The 17297-nt window shown below is 67.8% G+C and carries 19 protein-coding genes and 1 tRNA gene; 15 read left to right on the forward strand and 5 right to left on the reverse strand.

From position 1 onward, the window contains the following. Positions 1-51 precede the first annotated feature (51 nt). The 7 genes from sufC (at position 52) to HNQ73_RS17855 (ending at position 5022) form a co-directional block, all read left to right on the forward strand. Positions 52-801 carry a Fe-S cluster assembly ATPase SufC gene (sufC, locus tag HNQ73_RS02405; RefSeq protein WP_183331854.1) on the forward strand — a complete coding sequence of 250 codons (750 nt, stop codon included), beginning with the start codon at positions 52-54 and terminating at the stop codon, positions 799-801. A 10-nt stretch (positions 802-811) separates the two neighbouring features. Continuing rightward, positions 812-2134: a Fe-S cluster assembly protein SufD gene (sufD, locus tag HNQ73_RS02410; RefSeq protein WP_183331856.1), complete on the forward strand. Its 1323-nt coding sequence runs from the start codon at positions 812-814 to the stop codon at positions 2132-2134. Positions 2135-2221: 87 nt separating this feature from the next. Beyond that, entirely contained in the window at positions 2222-3460 is a 1239-nt protein-coding gene (locus HNQ73_RS02415) for a cysteine desulfurase (protein ID WP_183331858.1), read from the forward strand. Between the two features lie 55 nt (positions 3461-3515). Next, complete coding sequence (locus HNQ73_RS02420; RefSeq protein WP_183332222.1) at positions 3516-3854, forward strand: SUF system Fe-S cluster assembly protein; 339 nt, start codon at positions 3516-3518, stop codon at positions 3852-3854. Between the two features lie 7 nt (positions 3855-3861). After that, entirely contained in the window at positions 3862-4290 is a 429-nt protein-coding gene (locus tag HNQ73_RS02425; RefSeq protein ID WP_183331860.1) for a VOC family protein, read from the forward strand. 123 nt (positions 4291-4413) lie between these two features. Beyond that, entirely contained in the window at positions 4414-4794 is a 381-nt protein-coding gene (locus HNQ73_RS02430; RefSeq protein ID WP_183331862.1) for a HesB/IscA family protein, read from the forward strand. Between the two features lie 63 nt (positions 4795-4857). Continuing rightward, positions 4858-5022 carry a TfoX/Sxy family protein gene (locus HNQ73_RS17855; RefSeq protein WP_244649788.1) on the forward strand — a complete coding sequence of 55 codons (165 nt, stop codon included), beginning with the start codon at positions 4858-4860 and terminating at the stop codon, positions 5020-5022. A 122-nt stretch (positions 5023-5144) separates the two neighbouring features. Here the strand turns inward: HNQ73_RS17855 and HNQ73_RS17860 are convergent, their stop codons facing one another. Continuing rightward, on the reverse strand, positions 5145-7406 hold the full coding sequence (locus tag HNQ73_RS17860; RefSeq protein WP_244649786.1) for a DEAD/DEAH box helicase: 2262 nt from the start codon (positions 7404-7406) through the stop codon (positions 5145-5147). Positions 7407-7563: 157 nt separating this feature from the next. Here HNQ73_RS17860 and HNQ73_RS02445 point away from each other — a divergent pair, with 157 nt between their 5' ends. Continuing rightward, on the forward strand, positions 7564-8274 hold the full coding sequence (locus HNQ73_RS02445; RefSeq protein ID WP_244649784.1) for an alpha/beta fold hydrolase: 711 nt from the start codon (positions 7564-7566) through the stop codon (positions 8272-8274). A 9-nt stretch (positions 8275-8283) separates the two neighbouring features. Here the strand turns inward: HNQ73_RS02445 and parE are convergent, their stop codons facing one another. Continuing rightward, positions 8284-10344, reverse strand: coding sequence for a DNA topoisomerase IV subunit B (gene parE, locus HNQ73_RS02450; RefSeq protein ID WP_183331866.1), 2061 nt, complete (start codon positions 10342-10344; stop codon positions 8284-8286). 154 nt (positions 10345-10498) lie between these two features. Further along, positions 10499-10918, reverse strand: a complete 420-nt coding sequence (locus tag HNQ73_RS02455) for a hypothetical protein (RefSeq protein ID WP_183331868.1) — start codon at positions 10916-10918, stop codon at positions 10499-10501. Positions 10919-11060: 142 nt separating this feature from the next. On the opposite strand from HNQ73_RS02455, the gene HNQ73_RS02460 reads away from it, so the two are divergent. Then, positions 11061-11285: a hypothetical protein gene (locus tag HNQ73_RS02460; RefSeq protein ID WP_183331870.1), complete on the forward strand. Its 225-nt coding sequence runs from the start codon at positions 11061-11063 to the stop codon at positions 11283-11285. A 26-nt stretch (positions 11286-11311) separates the two neighbouring features. Here HNQ73_RS02460 and HNQ73_RS02465 read toward each other — a convergent pair whose 3' ends face one another. Further along, positions 11312-11551 (reverse strand): hypothetical protein, encoded by a 240-nt coding sequence (locus HNQ73_RS02465; RefSeq protein WP_183331872.1) that lies wholly within the window; start codon positions 11549-11551, stop codon positions 11312-11314. A 36-nt stretch (positions 11552-11587) separates the two neighbouring features. Between HNQ73_RS02465 and HNQ73_RS02470 the strand changes: the two genes are divergently transcribed. Then, positions 11588-11677, forward strand: a tRNA-Ser gene (locus HNQ73_RS02470). A 235-nt stretch (positions 11678-11912) separates the two neighbouring features. On the opposite strand, the gene HNQ73_RS02475 is transcribed toward HNQ73_RS02470, so the two are convergent. Continuing rightward, positions 11913-12617 carry a glutathione S-transferase family protein gene (locus HNQ73_RS02475; RefSeq protein ID WP_183331874.1) on the reverse strand — a complete coding sequence of 235 codons (705 nt, stop codon included), beginning with the start codon at positions 12615-12617 and terminating at the stop codon, positions 11913-11915. Positions 12618-12723: 106 nt separating this feature from the next. On the opposite strand from HNQ73_RS02475, the gene HNQ73_RS02480 reads away from it, so the two are divergent. The 5 genes from HNQ73_RS02480 (at position 12724) to rimO (ending at position 17297) form a co-directional block, all read left to right on the forward strand. Then, positions 12724-13092: a winged helix-turn-helix transcriptional regulator gene (locus tag HNQ73_RS02480; protein WP_183331876.1), complete on the forward strand. Its 369-nt coding sequence runs from the start codon at positions 12724-12726 to the stop codon at positions 13090-13092. A gap of 131 nt (positions 13093-13223) precedes the next feature. Next, entirely contained in the window at positions 13224-13577 is a 354-nt protein-coding gene (locus tag HNQ73_RS02485) for a DUF1428 domain-containing protein (protein ID WP_183331878.1), read from the forward strand. Positions 13578-13754: 177 nt separating this feature from the next. Continuing rightward, the gene (locus HNQ73_RS02490) at positions 13755-14687 is read left to right on the forward strand and encodes an SMP-30/gluconolactonase/LRE family protein (RefSeq protein WP_183331880.1); all 933 of its coding nucleotides are present in this window, start codon (positions 13755-13757) and stop codon (positions 14685-14687) included. 15 nt (positions 14688-14702) lie between these two features. Continuing rightward, entirely contained in the window at positions 14703-15530 is an 828-nt protein-coding gene (locus HNQ73_RS02495; RefSeq protein WP_183331882.1) for an SDR family oxidoreductase, read from the forward strand. 450 nt (positions 15531-15980) lie between these two features. After that, on the forward strand, positions 15981-17297 hold the full coding sequence (rimO, locus tag HNQ73_RS02500; protein WP_183331884.1) for a 30S ribosomal protein S12 methylthiotransferase RimO: 1317 nt from the start codon (positions 15981-15983) through the stop codon (positions 17295-17297).

Here is a 17297-nt window from a genome sequence, read left to right on the forward strand (position 1 = left end):
CCTTCCTTACCGCCCGCATCCTCGGCGTCACGAACGGACGGAATTGGAAAAATGCTCCAGATCAACAACCTCGTCGTCGAAATCGAGGGCAAGCGCATCCTTAACGGCCTCGATCTCACCGTGAAGGCGGGCGAGGTCGCCGCCATCATGGGCCCGAACGGCTCGGGTAAGTCGACGCTGTCCTATGTCATCGCCGGCAAGGAGGAATATGAGGTCCTCGACGGTGAGATCCTCATCAACGGCGAGAACATCCTCGAGCTGGAACCCAACGAGCGCGCGGCCAGGGGCGTGTTCCTCGCCTTCCAGTACCCGCTTGAGATCCCCGGCGTCTCGACCATGACCTTCCTCAAGGCGATCATGAACGCCCAGCGCAAGGCGCGCGAGGAGGAGGAGCTGACGACGCCCGAGTTCATGAAGCGCGTGAAGGCCGCTGCTGAAAAGCTTCATATCGATCAGGAAATGCTGCGGCGCGGCCTCAACGTCGGCTTCTCCGGGGGCGAGAAGAAGCGCATGGAAATCCTGCAGATGGCGCTGCTGGAGCCGCGCTTCTGCATCCTTGACGAGACTGACTCCGGCCTCGACATCGACGCGCTCAAGATCGTCGCCGACGGTGTGAACTCGCTGCGCGACCCGGCCCGCGCCTTCCTGGTCATCACGCACTACCAGCGCCTGCTCAACCACATCGTGCCGGACACTGTGCACGTGATGGCCAACGGCCGCATCGTGCGCTCGGGCGGCAAGGAGCTGGCGCTTGAGCTCGAGGCGAGCGGCTACGCGGATTACCGCGAGCAGGCTGCGTGAGGGCGGCACCATGGCTGAGATCACACCAATCAGGACCGCCGCCGAGGTCGCGCTCGTAGAGCGCTTCGCCAGCCTCAAGGACCGCCTTCCCGGCTCGGGAGACATTGCGCGCAGGCGTGACGAGGCTTTCGCCCTCGTCGCCGCCGCAGGCCTCCCCAATCGCCGGGTGGAGGAATGGAAGTATACCGACCTGCGCAACGCCGTGCGCGAGGCGGCGCCGCTCGCCGAGCGCCCTGCCGATGCGGCCGGGCTCGTCGACAGGGCCAGCGCCTTCGCCGGGGTGGATGCGGTGCGCCTGTCCTTCGCCAACGGCCATTTTGTGGCCGAACGCTCTGACCTTGCTGTTCTGCCGGCGGGGGTGACGGTGACGCCGCTCGCCGCGGCGCTGGCGCAGGGGCATCCGCTCCTCGCCGAGATGGGCAAGGTGGCAGTCGCCAGGGGCAACTTCGCCCTCGCGCTCAACAGTGCCTTCATGGTGGACGGCGCGCTGGTGAAAGTCGCCGCCGGCACGGCCGTCGACAAGGCCCTGCATCTCAGGTTCGTCAATGGCGGCACCGCGCCCTTCGCCACGGCGCCGCGCGTCGTGATCCTCGTCGAGGACGGGGCCTCGGTCACGATCCTCGAGAGCCACGAGGGCGTCGGCACGGCGGCCTACCAGGCCAACTCCGTGGTCGAGCTGGTTGCCGGCAAGGGCACGGCGGTCGCCCACACGCGCCTCAATGCCGAGCAGGTCGATGCCATCTCGCTCTCGACCCTCGCGGTGACGTTGGGCGCCGAGGCTAGGCTGACCTCGCTCGGTGTGGTGACGGGTGGAGGCCTGTCGCGGCACCAGGTGTTCCTCGCCTTCTCTGGTGAGCAGTCCAGCCTGACGCTGGGCGGGGCGACGATGCTGCGCGGACGCCAGCATGCCGACACCACGCTGGTCGTCGACCATGCGGTGCCTCACTGCGAGAGCCGCGAGCTGTTCAAGACCGTCGTGGACGGGGAGGCGACCGGCGTCTTCCAGGGCAAGATCATCGTGCGCCCGGACGCGCAGAAGACCGACGGGCGCATGATGTCCGCCGCGCTGCTACTCTCCGAGACGGCGACGATGAACAACAAGCCGGAGCTGGAGATCTTCGCCGACGACGTGCAGTGCGCCCACGGCGCCACCTGCGGCGCGCTTGACGATGACCTCTTGTTCTACCTCATGGCGCGCGGCCTGCCGCGGGCTGCGGCCGAGGCGCTTCTCGTCCAGGCCTTCATCGGCGAGGCGCTGGAGCTGGTGGAGGACGAGGCCGTGCGCGGGGAGCTCGTCGCGCGGGCCGAGGCCTGGCTCGCCGAGCGTGCGTGACCGACGGGGCGCGGCGCCGCCGCGCCCTTCACTCTTTCACGGCGTCGACGTCCTGCGGCGGGCGGTGCCACTGCGAGTGATGCGACCATGAACAGGATCGAACCGGCCTTCGACGTCGCGGCGGTGCGCCGCGAGTTCCCGATCCTCGCGCGCGAGGTCTACGGCAAGCCGCTCGTCTACCTCGACAGCGCCGCCTCGGCCCAGAAGCCGCGTGCGGTCATCGAGGCGATGACCCACACCTTCGAGAACGCCTACGCCAATGTCCACCGCGGCCTGCACTACATGGCCAATGCGGCGACCGAGGCCTTCGAGGACGCACGGGAGGCCGTGCGCGGCTATCTCAACGCCGAGAGCACGGACGAGATCGTCTTCACCCGCTCGGCGACCGAGGCCATCAACCTCGTCGCTGCCTCTTACGGACGGCTCGCGGGAATTGGCGAGGGTGACGAGATCGTGATCTCCATCATGGAGCATCACTCCAACATCGTGCCCTGGCACTTCCACCGCGAGCGCAGCGGCGCCGTCATCAAGTGGGCGCCGGTGGACGACGAGGGCAACTTCCTCCTCGACGAGTTCGAGAAGCTGCTCACGGAGCGCACGAAGATTGTCGCCATCACGCACATGTCGAACGTGCTGGGCACAGTGACGCCGGTGAAGGACATCGTGCGCATCGCCCACGCCCGCGGCATTCCCGTGCTCGTCGACGGCAGCCAGGGCGCCGTGCATCTGCCGGTGGACGTGCGCGATCTCGACGCCGACTTCTACGTGTTCACCGGGCACAAGGTCTACGGGCCGACGGGCATCGGCGTGCTCTACGGCAAGCGCAAGTGGCTCGAGGCGATGCCGCCCTTCAACGGTGGGGGCGAGATGATCGAGACCGTGACGACGGACACCGTGACCTACAACGCTCCGCCGCACCGCTTCGAGGCCGGCACGCCGCCCATCGTCGAGGCCATCGGGCTCGGCGCCGCGGTGCGCTTCGTCCAGAAGCTCGGCCGTGCGGCGATCCTCGCCCACGAGGAGAAGCTGCGCGACTATGCGCACGAACGGCTCGGCGCCCTGAATTCCATCCGCATCATCGGCCGCGCTGAGAACAAGGGGGCCATCGTCTCCTTCGAGATGAAGGGAGCGCACGCGCACGACGTGGCGACGGTCATCGACCGGGCGGGCGTCGCCGTCCGCGCCGGCACGCACTGCGCCATGCCGCTGCTCTCGCGCTTCGGCACGACGTCCACATGCCGCGCCTCATTTGCCCTGTACAACACGCTCGAGGAGGTCGATAACCTCGCCGAAGCATTGATCAAGGCAGAACGGCTGTTCGCCTGAGGAGGCATTTGTGACGCAAGCCGACAGCAGCGACGTGAAGCCGAACGCGCCCGACATGGAGCTTCCCAGCCAGCTCCCGCCCGAGGAGGTGGATCGGCTGACCGCGGACATCGTGGCGGCGCTCAAGACCGTGTACGACCCCGAGATCCCGGCCGACATCTACGAGCTTGGCCTGATCTATCGTGTCGACATCGACGACGCGCGTAACGTGACCATCGACATGACGCTGACGGCGCCGGGCTGCCCCGTGGCCGGCGAGATGCCGGCCTGGGTCGAGAGCGCGGTCTCTGCCGTGCCCGGCGTGCAGTCCGTCGTCGTCAACATGGTCTTTGATCCGCCGTGGGATCAGAGCCGCATGTCCGACGAGGCGCGCATCGCCCTCGACATGTGGTGAGGCGGCCGTGACGGACGCAGCAGCGCCGCGGATCACCGCCGTCGTCGAGACGGTGCTGTACGTGGACGACCTTGCGCGGGCTCGCCGCTTCTACGAGACGGTGTTCGGGCTCGAGGCCGAGGTCAGTGACCGGCGCTTCACGGCCTATCCGCTCGGGCCGGGGAGTGTTTTGCTGCTCTTCAAGCGCGGCGAGACACTGGCGCCAGTGACGCTTCCGGGCGGCACCATCCCGCCGCACGACGGGAACGGGCCGCTGCATGTCGGCCTCGGCGTGCCCTCCGAGGACATGGGCGCCTGGGAGGCGCGGCTCGCCGCACACGGCATCCCCATCGAGGGACGCACAGAGTGGCCGCGTGGCGGGCGCAGCATCTATTTCCGCGACCCGGACGGGCATCTCGTGGAGCTGCTCACCCCAGGCGTCTGGACGGTCTACTGAGCCGCTCGGCACCGGATGAGACCGGCCGGGGGAGCCGTGACCTCGACGCCGGCCGTCGCAGTTACTATCTTTTATCCAGGAATCTCGACCTCAGGGCCTTGAACCCTGCAAGGAGGCGCCGGAATGGGTGCTGTTCGCCCCCTTAAGATCATGAGCCTGAGCGACGCGGCTGCGGAGCGCGTCAAGGCGATCATCGCCAATGCCGACCGGCCGATCGTCGGCGTGCGCGTCGGCGTCAAGAACGGCGGCTGCGCCGGCATGGAATACACCATGGAATATGCCGAGGAGATCAAGCCCGGTGACGAGGTGATAGAGGACAAGGGAGTCACCATCCTCGTCGATCCCAAGGCTGTCCTTTTCCTGCTCGGCACGGAGATGGACTACAGGGTCGACAAGCTGTCGGCCCAGTTCGTCTTCAATAACCCCAACCAGACGTCTGCCTGCGGGTGCGGCGAATCTGTCGCCATCACGCCGGCGCGGCCGGAGCAGCTCGTAGGCATCTGACTGCGCGGCGCGGACGATATAGCCGCTTTCTTCGCGCCGTTCCGCCCCATACGCGTCCGTCGCATGTTCGGCGGTTTCGGCGTCTATGCGGACGGGACGATGTTCGGGCTCGCGGCCGGCGGTGAGGTCCACCGCAAGGCGGACACCGCCTTTGCCGAAACCCTCGCCGACCTCGGCTCGCAACCGTTCGCTTTTTCGCGCAGGGACCGGCGTACGGGCGTGTCGTGACCACGTCCTACTGGCGGCTGCCGGCGGCGGCCTATGACGATCCGGACATGCTGGCGGATTTTTGTGCGCGTGCCCTGGGCGTTGCTGGAGCGCGGCGTTGACGCCGCGCTCCTGTCGTCGGTTCAGTCACCCGCCTCGGCGACTTCCGCCTTGCGGCTGCGCGGCTTCTTGGCGGCCGGAGCGTCCGAGGCCGTAGCCGCGGTCTTCCTGGAAGCCGCCTTGGCGGAAGATTTCTTCGTGCCTGTGCCGGCCGTCTTGCGGGATGCCGCCTTCGTCTTCGTGGCGGGAACGGATTCGCTCGCCGCCTCGTCGGCCTTTGCCTTGCGAGAGGAAGCTTTCTTCGGCTTGGCAGCGTCGGAAGGCACCTCGGCATCGGCCGCAGCCTTCTTGCGACGGGCCGTCCGCGGTGCGTCGGCCATCCCGGCCTCGGCAGCGGTCGCCTCCGTGTCAGCGTTGCGGGCCGGCTTGCGGCTGGCCGCCTTGCGCGGCGCCGGGGCCTCGGTCTCGCCGGCAGGTTCGGCGTCTCGCGCTGTGGCCTTGCGACTGCGCTTCTTCGGCGCGGGCTGCTCTCCGGCGCTCTCGGCCGTCTCCGCCGCCTTACGCGAGGTGCGCCGGCGGGGCTTGGGGGCCGTCTCAGGTTGCGCCGCCGGCTCGTCCGCCGTCGCGGCACGCTGTGACTCGGCCTCGGCCAGGGCAGGGGGCTCGTCCGGCTGCTCGGGCTCCGACGCGGGCTGCGCCAGCTCCTCGGCGGCAGGCGCTTCCGGCGCGGGAACGGTGGAAGCCTCGACCGGCGCTTCGGCCGGCGGCGGAGCCTCGGCAGCGACTTCCGTCACGGCATGCGCGCCACGCCTGCGCCCGCGACGCCGGCGACCAGAAGACCTTTCGTTCACCGGTTCCGCCGCCGTCTCAGCCGGCGCAACGGCCTCCTCGGCCACCGGGGCAGCCGCGCTGTCCTCGTCGCTCGCAGGCGGTATGACCACCGGCCGCAGAATGAAGCTCGGCACGTGATCGCCAAAGCCGACGACGACCTCCTCGTCCCTGTCGCCATGGTGCCGCTGCTGGTTGCGGTCACCGCGGCGCTCCTCTTGACGCGGCGAGGGGCGCCCGTCCGGCGTGATCGGCGCATGCTGCGCCGGCGCCTCGGCCCGACGCTCGCCCTTTCCGCGGCCACGGTCCCGATCGCGGCTGCCGCGCTGTCCGCGACGATGGTCGCCGTCCTGCTGCGAGGTCTGGCCCACCGAGGCGATGAACTCGGCCAGGGTCGGGCCGTCCCATGGAATCGTCTGGCCCGTCAGCGCCTCGATGGCAGCGAGTGCCTTCTCGTCACCGGGAGCGACGATGGTTGTCGCATAGCCCGTACGGCCGGCGCGGCCCGTGCGGCCGATGCGGTGCACGTAATCCTCGGCGTGGTGCGGCACGTCGAAGTTGAAGACGTGGCTCACAGCCGGAATATCGAGGCCGCGCGCCGCGACGTCGCTCGCGACGAGCAGATTGACGCTGCCGTTGCGGAAGCTGTCCAGTGCCTGCATGCGCGAGCGCTGGTCCATGTCGCCGTGCAGGGCCACCGCGTTGAAGCCGTGGCGCTGCAGCGAGCGCACGACGATGGCGACGTCCCGCTTGCGGTTGCAGAAGATGATGCCGTTCTGGAGCTCGTCTCCGGCGCTGCGGATGAGGCGGCGCAGCGTCTCGCGCTTCTGGTGCTGCTCGCTGCCCGAGGCGACGAGGCGCTGGGTGATGGTCGCCGCCGTCGAGGAGGCGCGCGCAACCTCCACCTTCACGGGATTGTGCAGGAAGGTCTCCGTCAGGCGCTGGATCTCCGGCGGCATCGTGGCCGAGAAGAACAGCGTCTGGCGGGTGAAGGGCACCAGCCGGCAGATGCGCTCGATGTCCGGGATGAAGCCCATGTCGAGCATGCGGTCGGCCTCGTCGATGACGAGAACCTCAATGCCCGTCAGCAGCAGCTTGCCGCGCTCGAAATGGTCGAGCAGGCGCCCGGGCGTGGCGATGAGCACGTCAACGCCGCGACTGATCTTGGCGTCCTGGTCGCTGAAGGAGACGCCGCCGATCAGCAGCGCCACCGACAGCTTGTGATTGACGCCATACTTCTCGAAGCTCTCCTGCACCTGCGCCGCGAGCTCACGCGTCGGCTCGAGGATGAGCGTCCGCGGCATGCGGGCGCGTGCCCGGCCGTGCTCCAGCAGTGTCAGCATCGGCAGCGTGAACGCCGCTGTCTTGCCGGTGCCCGTCTGGGCGATGCCGAGAACGTCCCGGCGCTGCAAGACGTGCGGGATCGCCGACGCCTGGATCGGTGTCGGCGTGGTGTAGCCTGCGGCCGCGACGGCTTGTTGAACCTTCTCGCTCAGGCCAAGATCAGAAAATGACATCGACGTCCGTGATAATGCGTCTGCGGATGGGGTTGAGGCCAAGGGAGACCTTGGACGCGTACGGCGCGTCAGTCGCCGCTCACTGCCCGCTACGCTTGCGCGGACCATAAGAGGATCGCGGGCAAAGTCAATGTCGCAAAGGCTGCTTGTCGAACGCTTGCATAGCATTGGCACCGAGCCGCTCGTTCTTGTGCCTGGGCTCAACTGCACCGCCACGCTCTTCGCTGCGCAAATACGCGCTCTGTCGGCGGAGCGGAGTGTCATCGTTGCGGAAAACCGCCTCGACGACACGCTCGAAGGCATGGCGAGGCGCCTTCTGGCGCAGGCGCCGGAGCGCTTCGCCCTCGGCGGCCTCTCCATGGGCGGCTACGTGGCTCTGTCGGTTATGCGCCTGGCGCCTGAACGGGTGACGCGCCTTGCATTGCTTGACACAACGGCGCGCCCCGACACCGAGGAGGCGAGCGCCAACCGTCGCCGCCTCATCGCTCTCGCCGAGCAGGGACGTTTCGAGGATGTGCACCCCGTGCTGTGGCAGCGCCTCGTTGCGCGCGAGCGACTCTCTGACAGGGCGCTGGAAGGGCAGGTGCGCGGCATGATGGTGGAGACGGGCGCCGAGGCCTTCATTCGCCAGCAGCGCGCGATCATGGCGCGGCCGGACGCGCGGCCGCTGCTGCCTCACATCGGCGTGCCAACGCTTGTCCTCGTCGGGGAGGAGGATCAGATCACGCCGCTGCCCATTGCCGAGGAGATGGCGGCGGCCATCCCCGCATCCACGCTCGTCGTCGTGCCCCGCTGTGGCCACCTCTCGACGATGGAGCAGCCGGAGGCGGTCAACGCGGCGCTGGCGCACTGGCTGGCGCGGGGCTGAACGCGGGGGTCAGATATCGAGCTCGCGCGCGAAGGGGGCGCGCTCCTGGATGAAGGCGAAGCGCGCCTCCGGCTTGTTGCCCATGAGCCGGTCCACCGTATCCGTGGTGTCGCCCCGCGACTCCGGCAGCACGACAACCTTGTAGAGAAGGCGGTTGGCGGGAGACATGGTGGTCTCTTTCAGCTGGGCCGGCAGCATCTCGCCGAGGCCCTTGAAGCGGCCGATCTCGACCTTTTTGCCCTTGAAGACAGTGTCCAGCAGCTCCTGGCGGTGGGCATCGTCGCGGGCGTAGATCGTCTTGCCGCCGTGCGTCAGGCGGTAGAGCGGCGGCACCGCGAGGTAGAGGTGGCCGTTGTCGATGAGCTTGGGCATCTGCTGCCAGAAGAAGGTGATCAGCAGCGATGCGATGTGGGCGCCGTCCACGTCGGCGTCCGTCATGATGATGATCTTCTCGTAGCGCAGGTCGTCCTCGCGGTAGTGCGAGCCCGTGCCGCAGCCCAGCGCCTGCACCAGGTCGGCAAGTTGCTGGTTCTGCGCCAGCTTCTCGCGGCCGGCGGAGGCGACGTTGAGGATCTTGCCGCGCAGCGGCAGGACAGCCTGGGTGGCGCGGTCGCGCGCCTGCTTGGCGCTGCCGCCGGCCGAGTCGCCCTCGACGATGAAGAGCTCGGAGCCCGCGGCGCCGGCGTTGGTACAGTCGGCGAGCTTGCCCGGCAGGCGCAGCTTGCGCGTCGCCGTCTTGCGCGCCACCTCCTTCTCGGCCCGGCGGCGCAGGCGCTCCTCGGCGCGCTCGATGGTCCAGTCCAGCAGGCGCGAGGCCTGTTGCGGCGCCGCTGCCAGCCAATGGTCGAAGGCGTCGCGCACGGCGCTCTCGACGATACGGGCAGCTTCCAGCGTCGCCAGCTTGTCCTTGGTCTGGCCCTGGAACTCCGGTTCGCGGATGAAGACCGAGAGCATGCCGGCACAGGTCGCCATCACGTCGTCGGTCGTAATCTGGCTGGCGCGCTTGGCCTGGCCGACACGCTCGGCATGGTCGCGCAGGCCGCGCAGCAGGGCCATGCGCAGGCCCGACTCGTGCGTGCCGCCCTCCGGCGTCGGGATGGTGTTGCAGTAGGAGGAGAGGAAGCCGTCGTCGCGCGTGAGCCAGGCGATTGCCCACTCCAGCGAGCCGTGCCCGCCCGGCTTGTCGATGCGGCCGGCGAAGATCTGGTCGCAGACCAGCTCACGCCCCTCGATCTCACGCGCCAGATAGTCCTTGAGGCCGCCGGGGAACTTGAAGATCGCCTCGGCCGGCACGCCTTCCTGCTTCTCGGCGAGGGAGGGGGCGCAGCGCCAGCGGATCTCCACGCCGCCGAAGAGGTAGGCCTTGGAGCGCGCCATCTTGAACAGGCGACGCGGGTTGAAGCTGGCGCCCTCCCTGAAGATGGTGGGATCGGGCTTGAAGCGGATGGTGGTGCCGCGCCGGTTGTGCACCCGCCCCACGGTCTCGAGCGGCCCCATGGCGACGCCGCGCGCATAGACCTGACGGTAGAGCATCTGGCCGCGCGCCACCTCGACCTCGAGCCGCTCGGACAGCGCGTTGACCACCGAGACGCCGACGCCGTGCAGGCCGCCCGAAGTCTCGTAGACCTTGGAGTCGAACTTGCCGCCGGCATGCAACGTGGTGAGGATGACCTCGAGCGCCGACTTTTCGGGAAACTTCGGGTGCGGATCGACCGGGATGCCACGGCCGTTGTCGGTCACGCGCAGGAAGCCGCTCTCCTCGAGCTCCACCTCGATGAAGGTCGCGTGGCCGGCCACGGCCTCGTCCATCGAGTTGTCGATCACCTCCGCAAAGAGGTGGTGCAGCGCCTTCTCGTCCGTGCCGCCGATATACATGCCGGGGCGGCGGCGTACCGGCTCCAGTCCCTCCAGCACCTCGATGGATGCGGCGGTATAGTCGGCCTCCGAGGGCGTGCCGTTGGCGCGGCGCGGGGAGGAGGCCTGGTCCGCCGGCGGCTTCGCGGAGGCGCGTGCCTTGCGGGCCGCCGCTGCGCTGCCTCCGTTGCCGAACAGATCGCCCGCATCCGTCATTGCCGGTGTCCAACCCCTCGTGAAAAAACGATTCGTCCTGCCGGCAGTATCGCATGGCCGCCGGGCAGACGGGAACGGATCGGAAACACCACGGCGGCGGGTGCGCGGTCAAGGCCGTTTTTCCCCAACTGGCGCGGATGCCGCGGAAAAGGCGTCAGCCTGCAGACGTGTCCGACGGCCCGTGGGCGGTGAAGACCACGCAGGCGAAGATCACCATGGAGAACAGCGTCGCAAAGGATGCCGCGATGGCGACCGGCTCGCCCCAGGCGTGCCCCAGGACGATGCCGGGAAGGCCGATGGCGAAGAGCACGAGCCCGGCCGCCGCCAGACAGTAGTGCGCCTTCGCGAGGCGGGCGGAAGCCGCGCCCACCAGGGTGTAGAACAACCCAAACAGGAAGAGCGACACCCAGCCGACGAGATTGATGTGCACATGCACGGTGCGGAACGTGTGGTCGTGCGACGCGCCCATGAAGATGCCGAGGCCGAGGCCGGCGAGGGCCGCGATGACGGCAGTGCGCAGGAAGAGCAGCCCGACGGCGTGCGTCGGGTTCGTGGAGGCGGTGCGGGCTGTCATGGTCGTGGTTCCCCTCGGTGACCCGGTGGCAGAATGCCGCGTCCGCCGCCGTTCCGCCACGGCTCCTTCGGGGGAGGGGGAAGCGGGATTCAAGGAGTGTTAACCATAAGCGCCGTACCATGACCGGCAGTCGGAGGGTGCCATGATCGCTGTCGCGCTGCTCGAGGAGATGCACGAGGCCCACCTTTACCGGGCCGCCGAGGCAGCGGGCCGCGCCTTTGGCCGGTGCTGGGACAGCGACGAGCCCTGGCTGCTCGCGCCGGACCCCGTTCCCGTCGTCTGGCGGCAGATCGTGCCGTCCGAGTTGCGGCCGGAGCCATCGAAGCGTCCGGCCTTCCGCCGGCGTCCGGCCTCCAGGGCCGCCTGAAGACTTTTCTGCCGCCTTCGGCCGTTTCAGTCGCGCGCGGCCAGCCAGGCAGTGTGGCCGCCGCAGGATGGATCGTCTACCACATGGCCGAGCACGCGGAAGCCGGCTGCGGCGAGGAGGGCCTCGTATTCCGCGCCGTCGAGGCTCGCGCGGTAGAGCGGATCGCCCTCGAAGATGCCGAGAGCCTCGCCCTGCGCCGGGCCGCTCGTGCGTCGGCGCGCCTTGCATGGATCGACCCCCGCGGATGCGCCCTTGGCCCTTGTCAAGAGCGCCCTCTGCCGTCAGAAGAAGGCAGCCGGCGAGGATGGGTGGCCGAGTGGTTTAAGGCAGCGGTCTTGAAAACCGCCGTGCGGGCAACCGTACCGTGGGTTCGAATCCCACCCCATCCGCCACATCGAATTGCAGCGCCCCTCTCGGCCAACAGAAAAGCCGCGCCTCGGAAGGCGGGCTGTCAGCCTTTGGGCTTGGCATCGCCATAGTAATATGGCCCGCCATCTCTCGGTGGACTTGAGGCTGAGTGTGGATCTCCACACGCGCAACCATGATGAACTATGTGCTGACGTCGCGCCTGTTCCTCACGGTTGCGGGCAACGCAGCCCGGCAGTCCCATCCGGGCTGCGCGTCGGCCTACCTGCCGAACCTTTCGATTACCTCGGCAAGCGGCACGTGGCCGAGGAGAGCGCCGGTGCCGGGAGAGGGCTCGCCGTTCTCCAGCCTCGTGGCGTGGATGACGGCGGGGTCGCCTTCCAGCCGCGCGCGCAGGGCGGAGAGTTTTGGCCAGCGTTCGCGGTCGGCGACCTCGTGGACGTCGAGCCAGCGGGCAACGCCGACGAGGATGGCGTCCGCGAGGCTCGGCCGCTCGCCGACGAGGAACGGGCGCTGCCCGATCATGCCTTCCAGCTTGTCGTGGCGCTCGATGACGGCGCGGTGGCCGAAGTCGCGCAGGGTCGTCTGCACGACCGGGTCGGCATCCTCCATTTCGAGGATGGCCCACAGAGGTGAGAAGGCGCCGGTGAAGCCGGTGTTGATGAAGGCCATGAGCTGGTGCATCCGGTCCGCCTCGCGCGACAGGGGCGGGAAGCTGATGCGGCGTTCCTCGTCCCGCGCCTCGAGCCAGGTGGCGATGGCCATGGTCTCCGTCAGGGGCTCGCCCGCGTCCGTGATCAGCACCGGGGTCTCGTGGCGCGGGTTGATGCGGCCGTAGGACGGCTCGCGCATTTCGCCCAGCATGTCGACGCGGCACAGCCTGTAGGGTCTGCCCAGCCATTCGAGCGCCGCGACGAGGCCCATGGAGCTTCCCGAGGGGAAGCCGTAGAGTAGGATCGGCTCCAAAGTCTTTCTCCCGTGATTTCTGGCGATCACGCTGCGCAGCGAGCCGGACCCTACCTGCTGCGGGAGGCGAGTAAATTACGCACTTTTTTGCAACCATGAGGCGCCGATGAAGGACCTTGTCTCCCGCTGCCCCATCGAGGAGGTGATGCAGGTGCTCGGCGGGCGCTGGCCGACGCTGCTCATCTACTACCTGAAGGACGGCACCAAGCGCTTCAGCGACCTGCGCCGGGCCAACCCCACCATCTCGCACAAGATGCTGGCACTCGAACTGCGCAAGCTGGAGGCGGCTGGCATCGTCCGGCGTACGGAGTTTGAGGGCTACCCGCTGCGCGTCGAGTACGACCTTACGCCCGCGGGGCAGAAACTGGTGCCGCTCATCGATGCGCTCGGCAACTGGTGGGAGGAAACCGCCGGCGCCGGGGTGGAGGAGGGCGGCTGCGACAGGCGCGCGGCGGACATGCCGCAGGCGTCCTGACGCAGCGCGCCGGGCGCCGCCTGCGCCTGCCGGTTCACGGGGCCCGCTTTGACACTGCTGATTTATGTTGATATCAACATAATATTGAAGCGCAGCGCAGGCTGCGCACCCCCGTGCAAGGAGGATGCGTCATGCCCTATGTGGAAGGGTTCGTTGCCGCCGTGCCAGCCGAGAACAGGGAGGTCTATCGCAGGCATGCGGCGGAAGCCGCGGTGCTGTTCAAGGAGTTTGGTGCCACCCGCATGGTCGAGTGCTGGGAGGATGACGTGCCTGACGGCAGGCTCACTGACTTCCGTCGGGCCGTGCAGGCGAAGGAGGGCGAGGTCGTCGTCTTCAGCTGGGTGGAATATCCGTCGCGGGCGGTGCGCGACGCCGCCAACGAGAAGATCATGACAGATCCGCGCATGCGCGCCATGGGCGAGCAGATGCCGTTCGACGGCAAGCGCATGATCTTCGGCGGCTTCGAGGCGATCGTCGACGTCTAGCCTCCGGACAGACCGTTCAGGCCGGCGCCGCATGGCGGCTGCCGGCCTTGCTTTCTGCCGGCAAGTCTCCCAATCTCGCCTCGTTCATGCCTTATGCGTCCGGTGCGGCGATCGTCGCAGTTTGACGGCGGCCCGGGCGCCTTCCCAAGAACAATGGCGATCCGGGAGAGAATGCCCATGCTGAGCAATGATTTCGAGGTGATCGATCCGCGCTTCACGCGCCTTGTCCTCGGCAATGTCCATCTCGAAAAGCTCTACACTGGGTGCCGCTGGGCCGAGGGGCCGGCGTATTTTCCGGCCGGGCGCTATCTCGTCTGGTCGGACATCCCCAACAACCGCATCCTGCGCTGGGACGAAACGGACGGGTCTGTCTCCGTCTTCCGCCAGCCTGCGCGCAACACCAACGGCCACACGGTGGACAGGGAAGGGCGCCTCGTCTCCTGCGAGCATCAGGGGCGCTGCATCTCGCGCACGGAGCATGACGGCACCGTGCGGGTGCTGGTGGACCGTTTCGAGGGCAAGCGGCTCAACTCGCCCAACGATGTCGTCGTGAAGTCTGACGGCACCATCTGGTTCACGGACCCGACCTACGGCATCGATTCCGACTACGAGGGTGATGCGGCGCCGTCCGAGATCGGGGCCTCCTACGTCTACCGCTTCAACCCGGCGGACGGCTCCCTCGCCGCCGTGGCGACCGATTTCGTCAAGCCCAACGGCCTCGCTTTCTCGCCGGACGAGAAGCTGCTCTACGTGGTCGACACTGGCGCCACCCATGTCGAGAACGGGCCGCGCCACATCCGCCGCTTCAGGGTCGGCGCGGACGGGCGTCTCGAGGGCGGTGAGGTTTTCGCCACGTGCAGCTACGGCCTCTTTGACGGTCTGCGCGTCGACGTGCACGGCAACATCTGGACGAGCGCCGGCGATGGCGTGCACTGCTTCGATCCCGACGGCGTGCTCTTGGGCAAGATCCGCGTGCCGGAGGTGGTCGCCAACGTCTGTTTCGGCGGCCCCAAACGCAACCGCCTGTTCATCTGCGCGACGACCTCGCTCTACGCGGTCTATCTCAACACAAGGGGCGCAACCCGGCCGGGCGAGGCCGGCACACCCTGACCCGGGACCGATGCCATGACCTTCCACGCCCTTAATTCGCAACGCCTCGAAGGGCGCGCCGCGATCGTCACGGGCGGGGCGCGCGGCATAGGCCTTGCCGTCGCGCGTCGCTTCGCCGCCGAGGGCGCGACAGTCGCCATCAACGACCTCGCCGATGCCGGGACGATGGCGGCGGCGCTCGCCGCGGTGAGGGCGGCGGCCGCAGAGGCTGGCCACGGCGAGCGTCCGCACCTGGCGCTTGCCGCGGACGTCTCCGTGCCGAGGGCGGTCGAGGCCATGGTCGAGGAGGCGGTCTCCGCCTGGGGGCATGTCGACATCCTGGTCAACAACGCCGGCATCCAGGCGCCGACGCCAGGCGACTCGTTCGACGATGCGGTCCTGTCTCGCATCCTCGCGGTCAATCTCGTCGGCGCGGCCAACTGCGCCCGCGCCGTCGCGCGGCACTTGCTGGCACGCCGGGCGCCCGGGGCGATCATCAACACGACGAGCGTGCACGAGATCATCCCCAAGCCGGGCTTTCTCGCCTATTCGATCAGCAAGGGTGGCCTCGCCAACCTGACGCGGACGCTGGCGCTGGAATTCGCGGCCCATGGCATCCGCGTCAACGCCGTCGGGCCTGGGGCCACGGCGACGGAGCTGAACAAGAGCTGGGTCGAGGATCCGGCGGCGCGCGCGGTGGTCGAAAGCCATATTCCCATGGGCTTTGCCGCGGAGGCGGACGACATGGCGCCCGTCTTCGCCTTCCTCGCTTCGGACGAGGCCCGCTACATCACCGGCCAGACGATCTTTGCCTGCGGCGGCCTGACGCTCTATGCGGATTTCCAGCACAACTGGGCGTCGTAGCAGCGCAAAAAAGAATAAAATTGCATCTATTTTCGTTGGCCGCGCAGTGCATGCCGGCACGCGAAACGCAGTCTTTTCGTATAAGACATTTTCATGAGGCATTTTCCGTGCGAATCTGCTATCGATATTTTGGATGGTGAAGCCTTCGTCTGGCTGGCTGTTTCAGTGCAGCTGGGGTTGTCTTCCTCATGCGGTCTCGGCTGGCTCCTCCCGAAAGCCTTGAGCCCGGCAGTAACAAGGTGCTGCCGGGCTTTTCTTGTGATCCTGTGCCGCATCAAGACCGTTGCGTCCGCGCCCTTTCCGTGCCAATCGAAGCGCCGGATCCAGGCTGGAGCGGTTCCAGATGCTGGCGAAGGCCCGGCCACGATCCGATTGCGATCATCAGCGAGAACGTGATGCGTCGTCCGCGACACCTGTCGCGATGCCGGCGCGCAAGCGGTGGCGACAGGCATGGGCGAGCACGCTCCCAAGATCAGTTTTGTTTCCCTCGGCTGTCCGAAGGCGCTCGTCGATTCCGAGCGCATCGTCACGCGCCTGAGGGCTGAAGGCTATGAGCTGACCAAGACCCACGAGGGTGCGGACGTCGTCATCGTCAACACCTGCGGCTTTCTTGATTCCGCCAAGGCGGAGTCGCTCAGCGCCATTGGCGAAGCCATGGCCAAGAACGGCAAGGTCATCGTTACGGGCTGTATGGGGGCGGAGCCGGGCCAGATCCGCGAGCAGTTCCCGGACGTTCTCGCCATCACGGGGCCGCAGCAGTACGAGACGGTGGTCGAAGCCGTGCACCAGGCCGTGCCGCCGGCGCACGACCCCTTCATCGATCTGGTGCCCGAACAGGGCATCAAGTTCACACCGCGGCACTACGCCTATCTGAAGATTTCCGAAGGCTGCAACAACCGCTGCACTTTCTGCATCATCCCGAAGCTGCGCGGCAATCTCGTCAGCCGTCCGGCGGCGGATGTGCTGCGCGAGGCCGAGCGGCTGGTGAAGGCCGGCGTGAAGGAGCTGCTCGTCATCTCGCAGGACACGAGCGCCTACGGCCTCGACCTGAAGTATGCGACGAGCACCTATGCCGGCCGCGAGGTGAGGGCGCGTTTTCTCGACCTTTCGGCAGCCCTCGGCGAGCTCGGCGTCTGGGTGCGGTTGCACTACGTCTATCCCTATCCGCACGTGGACGAAGTCATTGGGCTCATGGCGGAGGGCAAGGTGCTGCCCTACCTCGACATTCCCTTCCAGCACGCGGCGCCATCCGTGCTGCGCAACATGCGGCGCCCCGCGCATCAGGAAAAGACGCTCGAGCGCATCCGACGCTGGCGCGAGGAGTGCCCCGACCTCGCCATCCGCTCCACCTTCATCGTCGGCTTCCCCGGCGAGACGGAGGAGGATTTCGAGTTCCTGCTCCAGTGGCTGCAGGAGGCGAAGCTCGACCGTGTCGGCTGCTTCCGCTACGAGCCGGTGAAGGGCGCGCCAGCCAACGACATCGCCCCGGCGGTGCCCGACGAGGTGAAGGAGGAGCGCTGGCACCGCTTCATGCAGACGCAGGCCAAGGTCAGCGCCCAGCGTCTCAAGACCCGTGTCGGCCGCCGCATCCCGGTCATCATCGACGAGGCGGGGCCGTCCGTTGCCAAGGGGCGGTCCAAGTGGGATGCGCCGGAGATCGACGGCAACGTCTACGTGTCCTCGCGCCGCCCGCTGCGTGTCGGCGACATCGTCACCGTGAAGATCGAGAGTTCCGACGCCTATGACCTGCACGGCATCGCCGTGTGA

The organism is Chelatococcus composti (assembly GCF_014201415.1).
GTDB classification, from domain to species: Bacteria; Pseudomonadota; Alphaproteobacteria; order Rhizobiales; family Beijerinckiaceae; genus Chelatococcus_A; species Chelatococcus_A composti.

Coding starts and splice junctions, on each gene's coding strand:
- rimO (WP_183331884.1), top strand. CDS start 15,981: ATGGGCGAGCACGCTCCCAAGATCAGTTTTGTTTCCCTCGGCTGTCCG.
- HNQ73_RS02460 (WP_183331870.1), top strand. CDS start 11,061: ATGATCGCTGTCGCGCTGCTCGAGGAGATGCACGAGGCCCACCTTTAC.
- HNQ73_RS02455 (WP_183331868.1), bottom strand. CDS start 10,918: ATGACAGCCCGCACCGCCTCCACGAACCCGACGCACGCCGTCGGGCTG.
- parE (WP_183331866.1), bottom strand. CDS start 10,344: ATGACGGATGCGGGCGATCTGTTCGGCAACGGAGGCAGCGCAGCGGCG.
- sufC (WP_183331854.1), top strand. CDS start 52: ATGCTCCAGATCAACAACCTCGTCGTCGAAATCGAGGGCAAGCGCATC.
- HNQ73_RS17855 (WP_244649788.1), top strand. CDS start 4,858: ATGTTCGGCGGTTTCGGCGTCTATGCGGACGGGACGATGTTCGGGCTC.
- HNQ73_RS02415 (WP_183331858.1), top strand. CDS start 2,222: ATGAACAGGATCGAACCGGCCTTCGACGTCGCGGCGGTGCGCCGCGAG.
- HNQ73_RS02420 (WP_183332222.1), top strand. CDS start 3,516: ATGGAGCTTCCCAGCCAGCTCCCGCCCGAGGAGGTGGATCGGCTGACC.
- HNQ73_RS17860 (WP_244649786.1), bottom strand. CDS start 7,406: ATGTCATTTTCTGATCTTGGCCTGAGCGAGAAGGTTCAACAAGCCGTC.
- HNQ73_RS02490 (WP_183331880.1), top strand. CDS start 13,755: ATGCTGAGCAATGATTTCGAGGTGATCGATCCGCGCTTCACGCGCCTT.
- HNQ73_RS02495 (WP_183331882.1), top strand. CDS start 14,703: ATGACCTTCCACGCCCTTAATTCGCAACGCCTCGAAGGGCGCGCCGCG.
- HNQ73_RS02485 (WP_183331878.1), top strand. CDS start 13,224: ATGCCCTATGTGGAAGGGTTCGTTGCCGCCGTGCCAGCCGAGAACAGG.
- HNQ73_RS02430 (WP_183331862.1), top strand. CDS start 4,414: ATGGGTGCTGTTCGCCCCCTTAAGATCATGAGCCTGAGCGACGCGGCT.
- sufD (WP_183331856.1), top strand. CDS start 812: ATGGCTGAGATCACACCAATCAGGACCGCCGCCGAGGTCGCGCTCGTA.
- HNQ73_RS02480 (WP_183331876.1), top strand. CDS start 12,724: ATGAAGGACCTTGTCTCCCGCTGCCCCATCGAGGAGGTGATGCAGGTG.